An 18,735-nucleotide genomic window follows, 5' to 3' on the forward strand; every position below is an offset into this window, starting at 1 on the left:
TGTCGAGTTCAGAACGGAGACCAGTATGCCCCCGTATCCTGGCGAGCACACAGGCGCACGCATCAAGCATGCGCGCAAAGTCCGCCGGCTGACGCAACGTGAGCTGGCCGACCTCTCGCACGTCTCGTACAGCGCCCTCACGAAGGTGGAGCAGGGCGTCATGCCCGCGAGCCCCTCGGTGGTAGCAGCACTCGCCCGAGCTCTTTCCGTACCTGTGTCCGACCTCAACGGCCAGCCCTACGTCCAGGAGCTGAGGCAGGACCAGTTGGACGGCCTGATCAACCCGATCCGTGAGGCACTCAACGTCTACGACCTGGGCCCGGACCCTGATGTCGTGCCGCGCCCGATCGAGGACCTGGAGGCGGACGCCGACAAGCTGTGCGCCTTGGTGCGGGCGACGAACATCAAGCAGGTGGCCGCCGACCTGCCGTCCCTCATCCGCGAGGCGACAACGGTTGTGCACACCGCACCGGTTGACCGCAGTTGGCGGCTGCTGGCGAGCGTGTACCGAACGGCGTACGACGTGACCACCAAGCTGGGGTTCCCCGACCTGTGCACGGTGGCGCTCGACCGGATGGACTGGGCGGCGCAGCGGGCGTCCGATCCCGTGCTCGGCGGGATGCGGCAGTATCTGCGGGCGCTGGCCTACCTCCGGGCGAGCGACTACAAGACGGGCAAGCGCCTGATCGGCCTGGGCATGTCCGCGTTGCAGCAGGCGGAGGCCGGGCGGGTCCTGGACGTGGTGACCGGGCAGCTGCACCTCGGGGCCGCCGTCCTCGCGGGGCGCGACAAGGACAAGGACACGGCGGAAGGGCACCTCGGGGAGGCGGCCCGCATCGCTGAGCGCACGGGGCCGGCGGAGAAGGTGCACTGGCTGTCCTTCGGGCCGACCAACGTCGGCGTGCACCGGGTGAGCGTGCTCGCGGAACTGGACCTCTACCCCGAGGCTGTGGAGCAGGCGCAGGAGGTCCTGATCCCCGAGGGCTGGCCGCCGTCGCGGCTTGCCCACCACCACTCCGAGGTCGCGCGGGCGCAGATGTGGACGGGCCGTACGGACGCCGCGTTCAAGAGCTTGCTCGCAGCGCGCAAGTTGGCTCCCCAGCAGACGCGGTATCACCCGACGGTGCGAGAGACGTACACCGGCCTCGAAGCGGCCAAGCGTCAGATGCCGCATGACTTTCTCAACTTCGGTGCATGGCTGGGCGTATGACGCGACGTTAATCGGTGGCCGGAGCTGTCAGTGAGTTCTGATAGTTCCGGCCCTCACATGTCGGCACTCTGATAGCAGACAAGACCCCGGCGACCGCTGACACGGTCCCGGGGCGTGGCCAACGCTGCTGAGGAGCGTCGACATGCAGAACGGTACCGCCCCACCCGCGAACCGCCCACAGCGCGCCGGGATGACGATCCGGGTCTACACCGTGGACCGGCACGGCACGGTCACCGGCGACCGGGGGACCGTCTCCGTGCCCTACCCGGAGGAGCGGATCGTGCCGCTCACCGACGGGTATCCGCCGTGCGCGTGCCCGCGATGCCGCTCGGTGAGCCCCGCTGTGGACACGAGCAGCGCGACCACGACCGCGCCCGTGGACATCGCGACGATGCGCGAGACCGTCCGGGCGCTGCTGCTCGCCGACGGCGCGTCGGTCACCCCGCCGCCGTCCGGCGCCCGACTGGAGACGCTCACGGCCACGCTGCGCGGCCACTTGGAGCTGCTGATCCCCGAAGTCGAGCAGGCCGTCGGCAGGCTCGACAAGCAGAGTTCCGCCCGGCACTGTGCGCTGGCCTGTCTCGGTGACGCGCGCCTGAGACTCCGGGACGAGCCGACCACCAGGTACCACGGGCCGATCGGACACGCCCGGCGCCTGGCCCGTGCCCTCAACGCGCTGTGCGAGCACTACGAGCAGTTGAGCGGCTCGCCGACGTGAAGGTGATCGCCGGCCGGCTCGTGTACGGGACGGCTGTGACCGCCCCGGTCCTCGCCCAGGTGCCGGCGCGGATCTGACGCACCCCCATGGCGACCGCAGGGGAGGTCGCACCCCTGAACGCTCCTCCCTCCGTGGTCCGGATGCCACCGGGGGAGGGGTTCCCGGTCTTCCCGCAACCGGGCGGACCGGGCCAGGATGACGTACCGGACGAGGAGACGAGATGGAGATGCGCATGATGCTCGCGGCCGCCGGCGGTGGAGGCGGAGACGGGGGCGACGGCCTGCCGGGTGAGCCCTGGCCCGGCCCGTCCGAGCCCCCGTCCCCCGACGGCGGCCCGCGGTTCTCCCGCTGACATGACGTTCACCGATGTGGAGGAGGGGCGGTCCGCGCTGGGCCGTTCCCTCCTCGAGCGCAAGGACCTGTCCTCGGACTGGGTCCCGTCGTTCGCGGCCGTCCCCCGGGCCGCGTTCCTGCCGGACGTGATGTGGCCCTACGACATGGACACCGGCGGCACCGTCGCCGTGGACCGGCGCGTGGACCCGGCCGTCTGGGAGGGCTATGCCGACGCCGACGTGCCGGTCGTCACCCAGTGGGACGACCGGGCGAGCGACGGTCCGGGCCACGTGGCCACGTCGTCGGCGTCGATGCCGTCGGTCGTTTTCCGCATGCTGCGCGACCTCGATGTCCAGCCGGGCCACCGCGTACTGGAGATCGGCACCGGCACCGGGTGGAACGCCGCCCTCCTGGCCCACCGGCTCGGCAGGGACAACGTCGTGAGCATCGAGATCGACGCCACGGTCGCCGACGCCGCCCGCCGGCGGCTGGGCGCCTTCGGCAGCCTCGGCCTGGTCCTCACCCGGGACGGCGCGCTCGGCGACCCCGGCGGAGCACCCTATGACCGCGTCATCGCCACGGCCGGGTTGCGCAGGATCCCCGCGGCCTGGCTGGAGCAGACGCGGCCGGACGGGCTCATCGTGGCGCCGTGGGGCACGCACTACAGCAACGCGGACGCCGTCGCGCGCCTGACCGTGACGAAGAGCGGCGCCGGCGGCCCCTTCACCGGGCCGGTGGAATTCATGAAGCTGCGCGCCCAGCGCCTGCCCTTCACGGGGCATCAGGGTCATGTGCCCGACGGCGTCGCCGGCGCCGACCGCTCCCGTACGACCGTCACGGAGGCCGAGCTGCTCGGCTCGGGGCGTTTCGACGCGCGGACCTTCGCGATCGGTCTGCTCGTGCGTGACTGCCACCAGCAGGTCGCGCCGAAGCGGGAGGGCACGCGGCCGGTGTGGTTCTACGGGCTCACCGACCGCTCCTGGGCGTGCGTGGTGTTCCGCGACGAGCGTCCGGAGGCGGTCGTCCACCAGTGCGGGCCGCGCAGGCTGTGGGACGAGGTGTCGCTGGCATTGCGCTGGTGGCAGGACGCCGACGAGCCGGGCTATGAGCGGCTGGGGCTGACCGTCACGCCCCACGGCACCCACCGGGCCTGGCTCGACACGCCGGACCACTCCTGGCCGCTCTGAGCGGCCCCTGACCGGCCCCGCCCGTCCGCCACCGGCGGCGGACGGGCGGGACCTCACCGCGGTGGGTCGGCAAGAACAAACCCCCGCTCGTCGAGGGCCGAGGCGGTCCGCGTTCAGAAACGGGCTGCTTCGGTCGCTCGCCCGGCCGGAGTACCGCGCGCCTCCGGCGGGGCGGGTCTCTGAGTGCCGCCGTGGAGGTCTTCGAGACGGCGCGCGGTGCGTTCCCGGAGTAACAGCCACTGGCCGACCTGAGTGCCGCCCGCGGGGTGTACGCCGCCGCCCTCGAACAAGGCGGCGCGCGCGGACCGTCCCGCCTCCTGCCCGTCGGCGGGGCGGTCCCCTGGCTCCGCCTGGGCCGGGAACGACCTGGTCATGGCCTTCCAGGCCCTGTCTGCGCGCGGTGTGCTCAGCATGGGTATCTCGCAGATCACGTAGGGTCACTGAGTGAAGCGCACGCACGCGTGCGTGCACCGTGGCGGGACTCCGCGGTGAAGTTCTCCCAGCGCATGACGCCTCCGCGGTGGCGTCATGCGCCCATAATAGAACTGCTGTTCCCATGATCGTGCGACGGCCCTTTCCGACCGTCCCGCGACCGCTTGCGCAACCCCGATTTGGGCGGCCGGGACCCGGGGTGGTTGGCTTGCCCCCACACCCGAGGAACCTTGAGCACCACGGACCTGGAGGAACAGCAATGGCGCAGGTCGAAGCCACCACAGAGCGGGTCGTCGCGGCGGACCCGGAGACGGTGTTCGACACGCTCGCGGACTACAGCGGTACGCGCGCGAACCTGCTGCCCGAGCACTTCAGCGAGTACGAGGTGCGCGAGGGCGGCGACGGTGAGGGCACCCTCGTCCACTGGAAGCTCCAGGCCACCAGCAAGCGCGTCCGCGACTGCCTCCTGGAGGTCACCGAGCCCACCGACGGGGAGCTCGTCGAGAAGGACCGCAACTCCTCGATGGTCACCGTCTGGCGCGTCACCCCGGCCGGCGAGGGCAGGTCCCGCGTCGTCGTCACCACCACCTGGACCGGTGCCGGCGGCATCGGCGGCTTCTTCGAGAGGACCTTCGCCCCCAAGGGCCTCGGCCGGATCTACGACGTGCTCCTCGCCAACCTCGCCACCGAGGTCGAGAAGTAGTCCCACACGGTCAAGGGCCCGGCGCGCCACGGCCGTCGGGCCCTTTCGCCGGTCGCCGGTCGCCGGTCCGGGTCGTCCTCCCTCCGGAGGGCCGGACCGGACGGGACCGGATCCGACCTCAACTGAGCCGACCTGACCGGTCCTGACCTGAGCTGAGCCGACCTGACCGGTCCTGACCGGTCCTGGGCCGGACCGGTGCCGTACCCCATTCCTGCCCTCCGCCGCTCGCGCCGCCGCCGAGGGCCGACGTGCCGCGACCGGCGGCGACGGACCACCGGGGCGCCCCTGTGTACCCGTCATCGCCGCGGTGAAACCAATTCCAGGATTGCCGCACATGTCCGGCGACGTGCGCCGTACGGTGGTGGCTGCGGGGACGGATCTTGCACAGCTCTGGGGAGAGAGGTCTGGGCCATGGACCGTGGCACCGACAGGGGCACGCCTCCCGGCCGCGGAGCCGACAGCGGTACGTCGGCCGGTCCCGCCGACGCCGGACGCGTCCCGCTCGCCGTGGTCGTGGTCGACCGCGACGGCCTCGTCTCCCACTGGAGCAGCGGCGCCCGCCGCCTCTTCGGCGTCCCCAAGGACGAGGCGATCGGCCAGGACGCGATCGACCTCCTGCCCGTCTCCGGCGCCCTCCCCGAGGACGACGAGGACCTCCCGTACGGGGAGGACGCGGCCGCCGACGGACCCGGCCCGGGGCTGGGCGACTCCCTCGACGGCGGATTCGGCTACCCCGCCGCGGGACGGGCCCGGCTGACGGTGCCCGAGCGAAGAAGCGAGACGGGGGTCCCCCCGCCCGCGGGGTGGGAGAGGGACCGCGTCGACGTGCTGTGGTGGGCGTACCCGCTCGTCGGACCGGGCCGGGAGCGGCTGCTCGTGCTGGCCGCCGACGCCCGCGCCCTGTACCACCGGGAACAGACGGACGGCCCGCTCGTCGAGCGCATCGCACCCGGCTTCGCCCTGCACACCGACTTCCCCGGCGCCGCCGACCTCGCCCGCCGGCTCCCCGAGATCCTGCCCAGCATGAGCGTCGGCGAGAGCGCCCGCATCGTCGGCCAGGTCCTCGAACTCGGCTATCCGGTCCTGGAGTTCAGCCAGAACGACCGGGTGCCCGTCACCCCCGACTGGGGGGTGGCCCGGCGCGCCGAGCGCAGGGCCCGCCGCGAGCGCGCCGCCCGTGCCGCCGCCGAGGGCCTGCCCGCGCCGGAGGACCCCGACGACGAGGGCGAGGACCTCGAGCACGCGGCCGTCCGCGAACGTCTGGAGTTCCTCAACGAGGTCAGCGGCCGCATAGGCACCTCCCTCGACCTCTCCCGCACGATCGCCGAGGTCAGCAGGGCCGTCGTCCCCCGCTTCACCGATGTCGCCGGCACCTATCTGCGGGAACAGGTCGTCGCCGGCGAGGGCTTCCCCGAGGGGGTGCCGGACACCACCACCCTGTGGCACCGGGTCGCCGTGGAGCACACCGACGAACCCGGCCGCTGGGACGACGTGGTCCCCGTCGGCGAGGCCATGCCCTTCCCGGCACACACTCCGTTCTTCCGGTGCATGACCACGGGCGAGCCGGTCCTCGTGCCGCGCGTCGACGAGCGGATGGGCCACGCCATCGCCTCGCAGTTCGAGAAGCGCGACATCCGGCCCCTGATCACCGGCCGCTCCCTGCTCGTCGTCCCGCTCAAGGCCCGCGACGTCGTCCTCGGCTTCATGATCCTGCTGCGGCACCCCGAGCGCGCCGAGTTCGACGACATGGACCGGGTCACCGGCGCCGAACTCGCCGCCCGCGCGGGCCTCGTGCTCGACAACGCCCGCATGTACACCTACCAGGAGAGCGTCGCCGAGGCCCTCCAGGACAGCATGCTGCCGCGCATCCCGCCACGCAGGGCGGGCTGCGACATCGCCACCCGCTATCTGCCGGGCACCCTGCTCGGACGGGTCGGCGGCGACTGGTTCGACTCGGTCAAACTGCCCGGCGCCCGCACCGCCCTCGTCGTCGGCGACGTCATGGGGCACGGCCTCGACTCCGCCGCCATGATGGGCCAGTTGCGTACGGCGGTGCAGACCATGGCCGCCCTCGACCTGCCGCCCGCCCAGCTCCTGCGCAACCTCGACGACCTCGCCCAGCGCCTCGGCGACACCTACCTCGCGACCTGTCTGTACGCCGTCTACGACCCGGTCGCGGGCGAACTCCACCTCGCCAACGCGGGCCACATCCCGCCGGTGCTGGTCCGGGCCGGCGACGGCCGCAGCGAACTGCTCGACCTGCCCACGGGCGCGCCGATCGGCGTCGGCGGCGTGCCCTTCGAGGCGGTCCACGTCCGGGTGGGACCCGGTGACCGGCTCGTGATGTGCACCGACGGACTGGTCGAGGTGCGCGGCGAGGACATCGGCGTGCGCCTGGCGGCCCTGTGCGAGTCCGCCGCGCATCCGGCCGCCTCCATGGACGACGCCTGCGACACCATCATCCGCGCCCTCAACCCGCGGGGCGGCCGCAAGGACGACGTGGCCCTGCTCATGGCACGCCTCAACGGCATCGCTCCCGGCGACGTCGCCGAGTGGACCTTCCCCCTCGACCCGCGCGAGGCGGCCCGGGCCCGCGCGGTGGTGCGCGAGCAGCTCCACGACTGGGGGCTGTCCGACCTCGCGTACCCCGCCGAGCTGATGGTCTGCGAGCTGGTCACCAACGCCCTGCGGCACTCCCACGGCCGGCCCGTCGCCCTGCGGCTCGTCCGCGGGGACACCCTGCTGTGCGAGGTGGACGACGACGACCACGAGCTGCCGACCCTGCTGAGTGCCGGGCCCGGCGACGAGGCGGGGCGGGGGCTGCGCGTGGTGAGCACGCTGGCCCGCGAGTGGGGTACCAGCCGCACGGCCGACGGCAAGTCGGTCCGCTTCGAGCTGACGCTGCCCCGGCGCTGACGCCGGCCGGAGGGCACCGGACGCATGGCCGGAGGGCGCCGGACGCACGGCCGGAGCGAGCCGGACGCTTGGCCGGAGGGCACCGGACGCATGGCCGGAGCGAGCCGGACGCCCGGCCGGAGGGCACCGCACGCACGGCCGGAGGGCACCGGACGCGCCATGGTCGGTCCGGGAGTTCGCGAAGACGGGCCTGGCCCGCGACAGTGGGCAGGGGCGTGCGACAGTGGGCAGGGTGTGCGACGGCGGGCAGGGGCGTGCGACGGCGTGTGCCGTACGGGTGGGGCGTGACGGGCCGCGCGGCGCGCTTGTCCGTGCTCCCGGGGAGCGATACACCGTACTGGCCCGTCACTACGGCGGATCGGCCTCGCATCCAGGGGAGTTGGGCATGAGCGTGACGCGTCGGTACCGGGAGGCCTGGGAGGGCTTCTGGCGCGAGGCCCCCGGGGAGGCGGGCGGGGTGTTCTGGGACGCCGACCCGGCGGTGACCGCCGCCCACCACCTCGCCCACTTCGAGCCCCGGCTCGTCGACCCCAACCTGCCGCTGATCGACCTGGGCTGCGGCAACGGCACCCAGACCCGCTTCCTCGCCGACCGCTTCCCCCGGGTCGTCGGCACCGACCTGGCCGCCGCGGCCCTGGACCACGCCCGCCGCGCCGACCCCGCCGGGCAGGTGACGTACCGACTGCTGGACGCCGCCGAGCAGGGCGCGGCCGAGGCGCTGTACGCCGAACTCGGCGACGCCAACGTCTACATGAGAGGCGTCCTGCACCAGTGCGAGCCCGACGACCGGCAGCCGCTGGTGGACGGGATCGCCACGCTCCTCGGCGGCCGCGGCCGGGCCTTCCTCGTCGAGCTCGCGGAGGCGGCCCGTCCGGTCCTCGCCGGTCTGGCCGAGGGCCCCGACGGACCGCCCCCGAAGCTGGAGCCGGTCCTCCGGCACGGCATCGCCCCCGGCGAGGTCGCCGACGACGCGGTGCCCGTTTATCTGGGCGCCGCGGGACTCTCCGTCCTCGCCGCCGGGGACCTCCCCCTCACCACCACGGAGTTCCTGCCCGACGGCACCCGGATAGCGCTGCCGTCGAAGTGGATCGTGGCCGGCCGGACGGCCTGACGGGGCACCTCCCTCCACGGCGCCCCCGGCCCGCCGAAGGCCTCAGGTGGCGGCCTCAGGTGGCGGCCTCGGACTCCGTGCAGTCCCAGACGGCGCGCCAGCTCCGGAACGCCCCCGTCCGGTCGAGGGCGTGGAAGACCCTGCCCTGGCCGCGGGTGCCTCCGCGCGGCGGCGGCACGGACACCCGGCCGAGGAGGCCGGCGTCCCAGTTGCGGGAGCGCAGGTACCGGGTGGCCGCGACGGTGTCCAGTTCGATGCGGCGGAAGCCGTCGTGGACCGGGAGCGCCGCGTAGACGTCGGGGCTGGGCACGAGGTGGCCGAGGGCGGACAGTTCCGCGGCCGCGTTGTCGTCGCTCACCTCGACGGCCGGGATGCCGCCCCCGCTGAGGAAGCCGATCCACAGGGCGAGCTGGGTGGTCTCGGGGCCGTCGGCCTGCGCGGTGATCTCCGTGAGCCGCAGCAGTTCCCGGTAGGTGCCGAGGACGGCTTCCGGAGCGAGGCTCGCCTCGGGGACCGGCGGCCCCGCCCGGTCCGCGCGGACCCCGGTGAGGTCGTCGACCGTGGCCAGCCCGGCCAGCAGGGCGGTGCGGGCGCCGAGCTGGGCGCGCAGGTACAGACGGGTCGTCTGCACCAGCCAGCGCCGGGTGCTGATGCCCGGCCGGTCGTTCTCGTCCTCCGTCCACCAGACCTTCGTCCGGGGCAGCGGGCGGGCCGCGCCGAGCCGCTCCAGCTGGTGCCGGGTCCGCGCCGCCCAGTGGTGGGCGTAGCGGGCGTGCACCCAGGCGGGCGTGGCCATCCGGTCGCCGTGGGTGAGCGCCTCCTCCAGCCACTTCACCCAGATCCCGGTGATGCACAGCGCGTGCTGGTGGCCCGCCTCCAGCAGTTCCAGCTCGTCGGTGACGAGGCCGGCCCGGCGGAGGTTCTCCAGGTCGAAGTGGCCCAGCGCGGCCCAGTGGAGGGCCGTGTGCCGGTGGCCGTTCTTGTTGGCGGCGACGGCCTTCCCCCGGTGGCGGTGGGTGGCGTAGCCGGGATGGGAACCGCTGGGGAAGCGGGTGATCACCTGCTGGAGCCGTTCGAGCAGGCCCGCCGGTCCGCCGGTTCTGCCGGAGTAGTGGACGGCGTCCCACTCGACGCTCTGGTCGGCGCGGGCCAGAGCCCGCCGTTCGTGCGGGGAGACCGGGGAGTCGGGGTCGTCGAGCGGGCCGAGCTGCCGGCGGAGCTCGATGTACTGGTTGATGGTCCCGGACCGGAACAGGGGCTGGTTGCGGGAGAGGGTGGCCAGCTCGCACAGGGCGCGGACGGAGACCGGGCCGTCCAGCGCCCGCCAGTCGACGGCGACGTTCCCGGGCCGGTCGAGCGTCGGCCGGGGCGGGGCGACCAGGTCGTGCAGGGCCTTCATCTCCGCCGCCGACAGGGTGAGCGCCAGGTCCTTGCGGGCTCCTGCGCGGGCGGTGCTCCCCAGGACCGCGGTGGCGACGTAGGAGGCGATCTCGCCCACCAGGAGGCCGGGGGAGCAGGTCAGCCGGTGGAAGGCCAGCGCCAGGGCGGCGGCCCCCGCCTCCCGGAACAGGTCGGCGCCCTTGAAGGCGGACGGGCGGGCCAGGACGGCGGGCGCGTCGGTGGCGCCGAGGAACAGCGCGGGTGGCCGCCAGGCGGCGACGACGTCGTGCTGGAGGAAGCTGCGCGCCCGGACACCGTTCTTCACCCCCGGTACGACGACCGTCGCGCCGGCCTGCCGCACGAACCGGGTGAGATCCAGGTAGCGGTCCGCCTCCCGCAGCGCCCACGCGCGGCCGATGAGGGTCAGCGTCTTTGGGGTGACGGCCTCCCGGCCCCGCGGGGAGAGCCGGTCCCTGACGCGTTCCGCCGCGTCCGTCAGGGCGCGCAGGTCCCACGGCGGCGGCCAGTCGGCGGGCGCGTCGCACCAGTACGGGTAGTCCTCCGCGGGCAGCGCCACATGGTCGCGGCCCGCCCCGGCCCACTCCCGGTCGCACCAGCGCTGCACCTCCGCCAGGGCGACCGACGCGACCTTGGCCCGCCAGGTGGCGACGTTCCCGCTGTCGGTGCGCCGTTCACCGCCCTCCGCCAGGCGGTCCGGCACGGGGTAGTGGGACAGGCCGACGGCCGCCCGTACGGACGCGGCGACCGCCGGCGCCGTGTGCCCCTTGCGCAGGCCCGCCGCGTCGCCCCGGCGCACGAACCCGGCCACCGCCCGCTCGAGGCACCCCCGCACCCGGTGCAGGCCGTCCGCGCGCCAGCCCCGCGCGTCGACCAGCCCGATCGCGCACGGACCGAGCCCCGCGAGCTCCGTCGCGGCGAGTCCCTTGCCGGCCATCAGGTCCTCGAAGACCCGCATGAGCCGTACGACGTGATCGGGTGTCACCCGCCCGGCGGCCGGTGACCGGCCGCCGTGTCCCGCTGCCATGCGCTACTCCTCCGCCTCGCACGCGACGACCAGGGCGTGGGCGGAAAGGATCGTGGAGCGCAGTTCCTGGAGGTACCGGGGAGCGCCGAAGACCTGACGCGACAGGTGCGGCGGCGTGCCGACGGTCTCGACCTCGCAGTGGAACGGCAGCCCCAGGACCCGTACGGCGTCCATGTGCTGGTACGGCGCGTAGATGTGGGTGGTGACCAGCAGCACCCGTCGGGCGTCCAGACGGACGTCCCGGGCGAACTGCCGGTAGGTGTCGGCCGTGTTGGCGTTGCGGGACAGGTCGCTGCTGCGGGCGGCGTACAGGCGCACTCCCGGCTTGCCCGGCCGCTCCCCACGCAACTGGGCCCGTCGCGGGGCTTTCTCGGGGTCGCCGTCCACTGTGGTGCTCCACGGTGCCGTCGAGGGGAACTCGGCGTCCGCGAGGGCCTCCAGCATGTACACCTCTTGGCCGGCGTCCGGGGCGAACTCCCGGGCGTCGTCCCGCTCGCCCTCGAGGAGCGCACGGAAGGAGCCCAGGAAACAGACCTCGTCGGCCGTGAAGGCGCCCTGTCCCAGCAGGCTCGCCGCGTACTCGGCCCGGCTGCGGCAGCTGCTCGCCAGTCCGCCCAGGACGAGGACCCAGTCGAAGTGGCCGCCGGTGACGGGGGCCGGTTCCACCATCCCCAACTGCTCGGCGAGGGCCAGGATCCGGTCCGTGGGCAGCGTCCCGTCGTCGGCGGCGATCGCGAGCCGGCTGCCTCCCTTGCGGAGGTCCCAGACCTGCGAGAACGCCTTCAGGCTCGCCAGCCGTTCGCGCGGTCCGCCCCGGGTGGGCCAGTCGCCGTCGAACATCTCGACCAGTTCGCGCAGCGCGGGCGAGGCCAGCAGGTCGTGGACCGGGCCGAGGGGGTCACGGCCGGTGCGGTACACCAGGGCGGTCGTCGTCACAGCTCTCCTTCTGCCGGCGCGGGCCTGCCGTCCGCGCGTCCCCGGCGGCCGTCCGGCCGCCGGGGCACAGTGTGGGCGCCCGGCCGGTGCGGGTGGGCCGAAGCGCGAAAGAGGGGCGTGTTTTTCGGAACAAGGCCTCCCTGGTCCGCGGAACGGGCCGGACGATCTCCCGCGGCGTGAAAGGCGCCGCCGGGTGCGGGACGTTGCCTCCTGCCGGCCATGACGCCGGCCCGAGTGGAGGGAACGACCCCATGGAAGCCCACCGCCCCGACGGCGAACCGGCCGCGGTCTCGCTGTTCCTGATGACGATGACGGCCCTCGTCCTGCACCGGCAGGGCTGGAGCTGGGAGGAGATCCGCGCCGCCTTCGACGCGCTCGCCGCCGCCGTGACGCTGTGGCTGACCACGCAGGACAAGTGAGCACCGCGGGCACGCGCACCGGCGCGGGTACCCCGGCCGGGTGCGGGTACCCCGGCCGGGTGCGGGTACCCCGGCCGGTGCGCGTGCCCCGGCCGGTGCAGGCGCTCCGCCGGCCGGTATGGGCGCTGCGGCCGGCTCGGAGGGCGAGATTGACGCCCTCTCCTGCCCGAGGGCAGGAGATTCCGGTGCGTACCGCTACGCGGTACCACCTTGGGTTCCTGTTTCACGGGCCTCTGCCGACCGGTGGGGGTCGGTCTTACGTGGCCTCCGCAGGCCTGACTTCCCGCCCGTCCGGCGGTAGGCCGGACAACTTCGTTGCCCGGCACGGCGATCCTGGCCGTGCCGCTGCGACCCTCCGAGCCGCTACAGACAGGATGCCCTACACCTCCACCCTGAAGGGTGGAGCACTGGACAAGCGTTCGGTAGCGCCGACGGGGGAAACCGACCCTTCCCGTCTTCTCTTGGCATATGCCGACACGGGGGTCATGTCCCGGCGGACGCGGCACGGGCCCGCACATCACGTAACGTGACACAGCATGAAGATCCTCATCAGCGCCGACATGGAGGGCGCCACCGGCGTCACCTGGCCGGCCGACGTGCTGCCGGGGACGCCGCAGTGGGAGCGGTGCCGTGCCCTGTTCACCTCGGACGTCGACGCCGCCGTCCGCGGCTTCTACGACGGCGGCGCCGACGAGGTCCTGGTCAACGAGGCGCACTGGACCATGCGCAACCTGCTCCTCGAACGGCTCGACGAGCGGGCGCAGATGCTCACCGGGCGACACAAGGCGCTGTCCATGGTGGAGGGCGTCCAGCACGGCGACGTCGACGCCGTCGCGTTCGTCGGCTACCACGCCGGCGCCGGCATGGAGGGCGTCCTCGCCCACACCTACCTCGCCAACTCCATCACCGGGGTGTGGCTGGACGGCGTACGGGCCAGCGAGGGGCTGCTCAACGCGCGGGTCGTCGCCGAGTACGGGGTGCCGGTGGTGCTGGTCACCGGGGACGACGTGGCCTGCGAGGACGCGCTCGGGTACGCGCCTCAGGCGCTGAAGGTGGCGGTCAAGGACCATGTGTCGCGGTACGCGGCCGTGTGCCGGACGCCGGCCCGCACCGCGGCCGACATCCGCGCGGCCGCGAAGGACGCCGCGCGGCTCGCCGTCCGTCATGAGCCGGTGCAGGCCGGACCCTTCACGGTCGCCGTCGAGTTCGACGCCGAACACCTCGCGATGGCCGCCACCGTCGTGCCGGGCGTCGCCCGGACCGGCGAGCGCAAGGTGGCGTACACCAGCGGCACCATGTACGAGGGGATCCGCACGTTCAAGGCCGTGACGACGATCGTCTCGGCCGCGGTGGAGGAGCAGTATGGCTGACGTCCAGGCGTACGAAGAGGTCGTGGGGTTCACCTCCGACCTCATCCGGATCGACACCACCAACCGGGGCGGCGGGGACTGCCGGGAGCGGCCCGCCGCCGAGTACGCGGCCGCGCTGCTCGCGGAGGCGGGCGTCGAACCGGTGCTCCTCGAACGCACCCCGGGCCGTACCAACGTCGTCGCGCGGATCGAGGGCACCGACCCGTCCGCGGACGCGCTGCTCGTCCACGGTCACCTCGACGTCGTGCCCGCCGAGGCCGCCGACTGGACCGTGCACCCCTTCTCCGGCGAGGTCCGCGACGGGGTCGTGTGGGGCCGGGGCGCGGTCGACATGAAGAACATGGACGCGATGATCCTCGCCGTCGTCCGCTCCTGGGCCCGCGCCGGCGTCCGGCCCCGGCGCGACCTCGTCGTCGCCTTCACCGCCGACGAGGAGGCCAGCGCCGAGGACGGCGCCGGTTTCCTCGCCGACGAGCACCCCCACCTCTTCGAGGGCTGCACGGAGGCCATCGGCGAGTCCGGCGCCTTCACCTTCCACGACGGCGCCGGACGCGAGATCTACCCCATCGCGGCGGGCGAGCGCGGCACCGGCTGGCTGCGGCTGACCGCGCGCGGCCGGGCCGGGCACGGCTCCAAGGTCAACCGGGAGAACGCGGTGACCCGCCTCGCCGCCGCCATCACCCGCATCGGCGCGTACGAGTGGCCGCCGCGCCTCACCCCGACCGTGCGGGCCGCGCTCACCGAACTCGCCGGCCTCTACGGCATCGACGCCTGCCTCGACGACGTCGACGCCCTGCTGGACAAGCTCGGGCCGGCCGGCAAGCTGGTCGAGGCGACCGTCCGCAACAGCGCCAACCCGACCATGCTGGACGCCGGTTACAAGGTCAACGTGATCCCCGGGGAGGCCGTCGCCCATGTCGACGGACGCTTCCTGCCGGGCGGCGAGGACGAGTTCCGCGCGACCCTCGACGACCTCACCGGCCCCGACGTCGACTGGGAGTACGTGCACCGCGAGGTCGCCCTCCAGGCACCCCTGGACTCGCCCACGTTCGCCGGGATGCGCGCCGCCGTGCAGGAGTTCGCGCCCGAGGGGCACGTGGTGCCGTACTGCATGTCCGGTGGCACGGACGCCAAGCAGTTCTCGCGGCTCGGGATCACCGGCTACGGCTTCGCGCCGCTGCGGCTGCCCGAGGGCTTCGACTACCAGGCCCTCTTCCACGGTGTCGACGAACGCGTCCCCGTCGACGCCCTCCACTTCGGCGTCCGCGTCCTCGACCGCTTCCTGCGGACGGCCTAGGCGAGCGGGGGAGAGCGTGCAGATCCTGCCGTACGGCTCCTGGCCCTCGCCCCTCGACGCGGGCCTCGCCGCCGCGCACGACGGGCGGCCCGAGTACGTCGGCTTCGTCGGCGACGAGGTGTGGTGGACGGCGCCCCGGCCCGCCGAGGGCGGCCGGCGCACCCTCGTGCGGCGACGCGCCGACGGCGGCGAGGAACCGGTCCTGCCCGCGCCCTGGAACGTGCGCAGCCGGGTCCTGGAGTACGGCGGCCGGCCCTGGGCCGGCGTGCCGCACGGGGCGGGTCCCCTCGTGGTGTTCACGCACTTCGACGACCAGCGGCTGTACGCCTTCGAGCCCGGCGGCACACCCCGGCCGCTGACCCCGGTCTCGGCGGTGGGCGGCGGACTGCGCTGGGCGGAGCCCCGGGTGCTGCCGGAGCAGGGCGAGGTGTGGTGCGTGCTGGAGGAGTTCACCGGCGACGGGCCCACCGACGTCCGCCGCGTCCTGGCCGCCGTACCGCTGGACGGATCGGCCGCGGACGACCGGCGGGCCGTGCGCGAACTCACCGACGGACGGCGGCGGTTCGTCACCGGGGCGCGGCTCTCCCCGGACGGCCGGCGGGCCGCCTGGCTGGCCTGGGACCATCCGTGGATGCCGTGGGACGGCACCGAGGCCGTCGTCGCCGAGGTCGGCGCCGACGGGACGTTCGGCCCGGAACAGGTCGTGGCGGGCGGGCCGCGCGAGTCGGTGGCCCAGGTCGACTGGTCGGCGGACGGCCGTCTGCTCCACACCAGCGACCGCACGGGCTGGTGGAACCTGTACCGCGACCACGAGCCGGTCTGCCCCCGCGCGGAGGAGTTCGCCGGTCCCCTGTGGAAGCCGGGCCTGTCCTGGTTCGCCCCGCTGGACGGCGGGCTCGTCGCCGTCGTCCACGGCCGCGGGTCCGCCCGGCTCGGCGTCCTCGACCCGGAGACCGGCGAGGTCGTCGACGCGGCCGGGCCGTGGACCGAGTTCGCGCCCACGCTCGCCGCGCACGGCGAGAGGGTCGTCGCCGTCGGGGCGAGCCCGCGCAGCGCCCACGAGGTGATCGAGCTGGACGTCCGCACGGGCCACGCCCGCGTCGTCGGCGCCGCCCACCACGACACCGTCGACCCCTCCTACTACCCGGAACCCCGGATCCGCACCTTCGCCGGCCCCGACGGCCGGGAGGTCCACGCCCACGTCTACCCGCCCCACCACCCCGGCTGTACCGGCCCGGACGCCGAGCTGCCCCCGTACGTGGTGCGGGCGCACGGCGGACCCACCGACCGCTCCCCGCTCGTGCTGGACCTGGAGATCGCCTACTTCACCTCCCGCGGCATCGGCGTCGCCGAGGTGAACTACGGCGGGTCGACCGGCTACGGGCGGGAGTACCGGGACCGGCTGCGGGAGCAGTGGGGCGTGGTCGACGTCGAGGACTGCGCGGCCGTCGCCCTCGCCCTCGCCGAGGAGGGCACCGCCGACCGGCGGCGGCTGGCGATCCGCGGCGGCAGCGCCGGCGGCTGGACCGCCGCCGCCTCCCTGACCGGCACCGACGTCTACGCCTGCGGCACGCTCGCCTACCCGGTCCTCGACCTGGTGGCCTGGGCGACGGGCGGGACCCACGACTTCGAGTCCCGCTACCTCGACACCCTCGTCGGGCCGCTCGCCGAGGTGCCCGCCCGCTACGCCGAACGCTCGCCCGCCGAGCACGCCGACCGGATCGGCGTGCCGTTCCTGCTGCTCCAGGGCCTGGACGACCCGATCTGCCCGCCCGCCCAGGCCGGACGCCTGCTGGCCCGCCTCGCGGGACGCCGGGTGCCGCACGCCCACCTCGCCTTCGAAGGGGAGGGGCACGGCTTCCGGCGGGCCACGACGATGGTGCGCGCCCTGGAGGCCGAGCTCTCCCTGTACGCTCAGGTGTTCGGGCTGTGTCCGCCCGGCATCCCGACCCTGGAGCTCACGCAGTGAAGGACCTCGTGCGGCCCGCCCGGCTCGCCCCCGGCGCCCGGGTCGCCGTCGTCGCACCCAGCGGACCCGTCGCCGAGGAACGGCTCCAGGCCGGGCTCGACGTACTGCGCGGCTGGGACCTCGACCCGCAGGCCGCCCCGCACGTGCTCGACCGCCACGGCACGCTCGGCCACCTCGCGGGCACCGACGAGGACCGGGCCGCCGACCTCCAACGGGCCTGGTGCGACCCGGCCGTCGACGCGGTCATCTGCGCGCGCGGCGGCTACGGCGCCCAGCGCATGGTCGACCTCCTCGACTGGGACGCGATGCGGGCGGCCGGCCCCAAGGTGTTCGTCGGCTTCAGCGACGCGACCACCCTCCACGAGGCGTTCGCCGTCCGCCTCGGCCTGGTCACCCTGTACGGGCCCGTCGCCGGCGGCGACCTCGCCAAGGACGCCCGCGCCCAGGACCACCTGAAGGCCACCCTGTTCGCCCCCGAGACCGTCCGCACGCTCACCTCCTCCGGCACCGGCCTGGCACCCGGCCGCGCCCGGGGCGTCACCCTCGGCGGCTGCCTCACCCTGCTCGCCACCGGACAGGGCACCCCGCACACCCGGCCCGGCGCCCGCGGCGGGCTGCTCCTGCTGGAGGACGTGGGGGAGCAGCCCTACCGCGTGGACCGGACGCTCACCCACCTGCTGCGCACCGGCTGGCTGGACGGCGTCGCGGGCGTCGCGCTCGGCTCCTGGGACCGCTGCGGCCCCTACGAGCACCTGCGGCCGGTCCTCGCCGACCGGCTCGGCGGGCTCGGGGTGCCCGTCGTGGAGGAGCTCGGCTTCGGCCACTGCGAGGGAGCGCTGACCGTGCCGTTCGGGGTGCACGCCGAACTGGACGCCGACGCGGGCACGCTCACCCTCGACGAGCCCGCCCTGCGGTGATCGGGGGGCGTGTCGCCCCGCACGGCGGACGGGAGTCCGACGACAGGCCCCAGGCCCGACGACAGGACCCGGGCCCGACGACAGGACCCGGGCTCACAGGCCCCAGGCCCGACGACAGGACCCGGGCCCACAGGACCCAGGCCCGGCGGCGGAGCGCCACGACCGCCCCCGTCGTAGGCTGGGCCGGTGCCGCACACCGCTTCCCGCTACCTCGCCGAGGGTCCCCGCGTGGGCATACGCCACTTCACCTACGCGGACGGTGCCGAGTTCGCCGCACGGGTCCGCGAGAGCAAGGACCTGCACCACCCGTGGCTGTTCCCGCCGGCCACCGCCCACGCGTACACCGCGTACGCCGGCCGGCTCATCGAGGACCCCACGAAGGCGGGCTTCCTCGTGTGCACGCTGGACGACGACGCCATCGCCGGCTTCATCAACATCAACAACATCGTCGAGGGCGGCTTCCAGTGCGGTGCGCTGGGCTACGGCGCCTTCGCGCACGCCGCCGGACGCGGACTGATGCGCGAGGGGCTCGGCCTCGTGGTGGGACACGCGTTCGGACCGCTGCGGCTGCACCGGCTGGAGATCAACGTGCAGCCCGGCAACGCCGCCTCCATCGCCCTCGCCCGGGCCTGCGGCTTCCGCCGGGAGGGCTTCTCCCCGAAAATGATCTACATCGACGGGGAGTGGCGGGACCACGAGCGGTGGGCGCTCACCGTCGAGATGTGGACCTGCCGGCCTTCCGGCTGACCGTCCCGCCCCGGACGGTACGGCGGGCGCCCGACCGATGTCGCC

At 74.2% G+C, this 18,735-nt stretch carries 15 protein-coding genes; 13 read left to right on the forward strand and 2 right to left on the reverse strand.

The genetic code is table 11. The features are described from left to right. The first annotated feature begins 25 nt into the window (after nt 1-25). The 7 genes from ACIP67_RS29115 to ACIP67_RS29145 all read left to right on the forward strand — a co-directional run bounded on the left by ACIP67_RS29115 (nt 26) and on the right by ACIP67_RS29145 (nt 8,610). A complete protein-coding gene (locus tag ACIP67_RS29115; protein WP_401695824.1) occupies nt 26-1,210 on the forward strand; it encodes a helix-turn-helix domain-containing protein in 1,185 nt (394 codons plus the stop codon). Nucleotides 1,211-1,352: 142 nt separating this feature from the next. Continuing rightward, nucleotides 1,353-1,928: a DUF6415 family natural product biosynthesis protein gene (locus ACIP67_RS29120; RefSeq protein ID WP_401695825.1), complete on the forward strand. Its 576-nt coding sequence runs from the start codon at nt 1,353-1,355 to the stop codon at nt 1,926-1,928. Between the two features lie 220 nt (nt 1,929-2,148). Further along, nucleotides 2,149-2,280, forward strand: coding sequence for a hypothetical protein (locus ACIP67_RS29125; protein ID WP_401695826.1), 132 nt, complete (start codon nt 2,149-2,151; stop codon nt 2,278-2,280). 1 nt (nt 2,281) lies between these two features. Further along, nucleotides 2,282-3,448 carry an rRNA adenine N-6-methyltransferase family protein gene (locus ACIP67_RS29130; RefSeq protein WP_401695827.1) on the forward strand — a complete coding sequence of 389 codons (1,167 nt, stop codon included), beginning with the start codon at nt 2,282-2,284 and terminating at the stop codon, nt 3,446-3,448. 691 nt (nt 3,449-4,139) lie between these two features. After that, on the forward strand, nt 4,140-4,583 hold the full coding sequence (locus tag ACIP67_RS29135; protein ID WP_401695828.1) for an SRPBCC family protein: 444 nt from the start codon (nt 4,140-4,142) through the stop codon (nt 4,581-4,583). A gap of 411 nt (nt 4,584-4,994) precedes the next feature. Further along, a complete protein-coding gene (locus ACIP67_RS29140) occupies nt 4,995-7,499 on the forward strand; it encodes a SpoIIE family protein phosphatase (RefSeq protein WP_401695829.1) in 2,505 nt (834 codons plus the stop codon). A 385-nt stretch (nt 7,500-7,884) separates the two neighbouring features. After that, nucleotides 7,885-8,610, forward strand: coding sequence for a methyltransferase domain-containing protein (locus tag ACIP67_RS29145; RefSeq protein ID WP_401695830.1), 726 nt, complete (start codon nt 7,885-7,887; stop codon nt 8,608-8,610). Nucleotides 8,611-8,665: 55 nt separating this feature from the next. Here ACIP67_RS29145 and ACIP67_RS29150 read toward each other — a convergent pair whose 3' ends face one another. After that, nucleotides 8,666-11,035, reverse strand: coding sequence for a hypothetical protein (locus ACIP67_RS29150; protein ID WP_401695831.1), 2,370 nt, complete (start codon nt 11,033-11,035; stop codon nt 8,666-8,668). A 3-nt stretch (nt 11,036-11,038) separates the two neighbouring features. Beyond that, nucleotides 11,039-11,971, reverse strand: a complete 933-nt coding sequence (locus ACIP67_RS29155; RefSeq protein ID WP_401695832.1) for a hypothetical protein — start codon at nt 11,969-11,971, stop codon at nt 11,039-11,041. A gap of 251 nt (nt 11,972-12,222) precedes the next feature. Between ACIP67_RS29155 and ACIP67_RS29160 the strand changes: the two genes are divergently transcribed. The 6 genes from ACIP67_RS29160 to ACIP67_RS29185 all read left to right on the forward strand — a co-directional run bounded on the left by ACIP67_RS29160 (nt 12,223) and on the right by ACIP67_RS29185 (nt 18,690). Then, nucleotides 12,223-12,390, forward strand: a complete 168-nt coding sequence (locus tag ACIP67_RS29160) for a hypothetical protein (RefSeq protein WP_401695833.1) — start codon at nt 12,223-12,225, stop codon at nt 12,388-12,390. A gap of 536 nt (nt 12,391-12,926) precedes the next feature. Continuing rightward, nucleotides 12,927-13,760, forward strand: a complete 834-nt coding sequence (locus tag ACIP67_RS29165) for a M55 family metallopeptidase (protein ID WP_401695834.1) — start codon at nt 12,927-12,929, stop codon at nt 13,758-13,760. Further along, the gene (locus tag ACIP67_RS29170; RefSeq protein WP_401695835.1) at nt 13,753-15,057 is read left to right on the forward strand and encodes a M20/M25/M40 family metallo-hydrolase; all 1,305 of its coding nucleotides are present in this window, start codon (nt 13,753-13,755) and stop codon (nt 15,055-15,057) included. The genes ACIP67_RS29165 and ACIP67_RS29170 overlap by 8 nt, the downstream gene beginning before the upstream one ends. A gap of 16 nt (nt 15,058-15,073) precedes the next feature. After that, on the forward strand, nt 15,074-17,026 hold the full coding sequence (locus ACIP67_RS29175; protein ID WP_401695836.1) for a prolyl oligopeptidase family serine peptidase: 1,953 nt from the start codon (nt 15,074-15,076) through the stop codon (nt 17,024-17,026). Next, nucleotides 17,023-17,943, forward strand: coding sequence for an LD-carboxypeptidase (locus ACIP67_RS29180; RefSeq protein ID WP_401695837.1), 921 nt, complete (start codon nt 17,023-17,025; stop codon nt 17,941-17,943). The genes ACIP67_RS29175 and ACIP67_RS29180 overlap by 4 nt, the downstream gene beginning before the upstream one ends. Before the next feature lie 186 nt (nt 17,944-18,129). Continuing rightward, complete coding sequence (locus ACIP67_RS29185; protein ID WP_401695838.1) at nt 18,130-18,690, forward strand: GNAT family N-acetyltransferase; 561 nt, start codon at nt 18,130-18,132, stop codon at nt 18,688-18,690. Nucleotides 18,691-18,735 lie beyond the last annotated feature (45 nt).

Source organism: Streptomyces sp. NPDC088812 (assembly GCF_044750285.1).
In the GTDB taxonomy this organism is placed as follows: Bacteria; Actinomycetota; Actinomycetes; order Streptomycetales; family Streptomycetaceae; genus Streptomyces.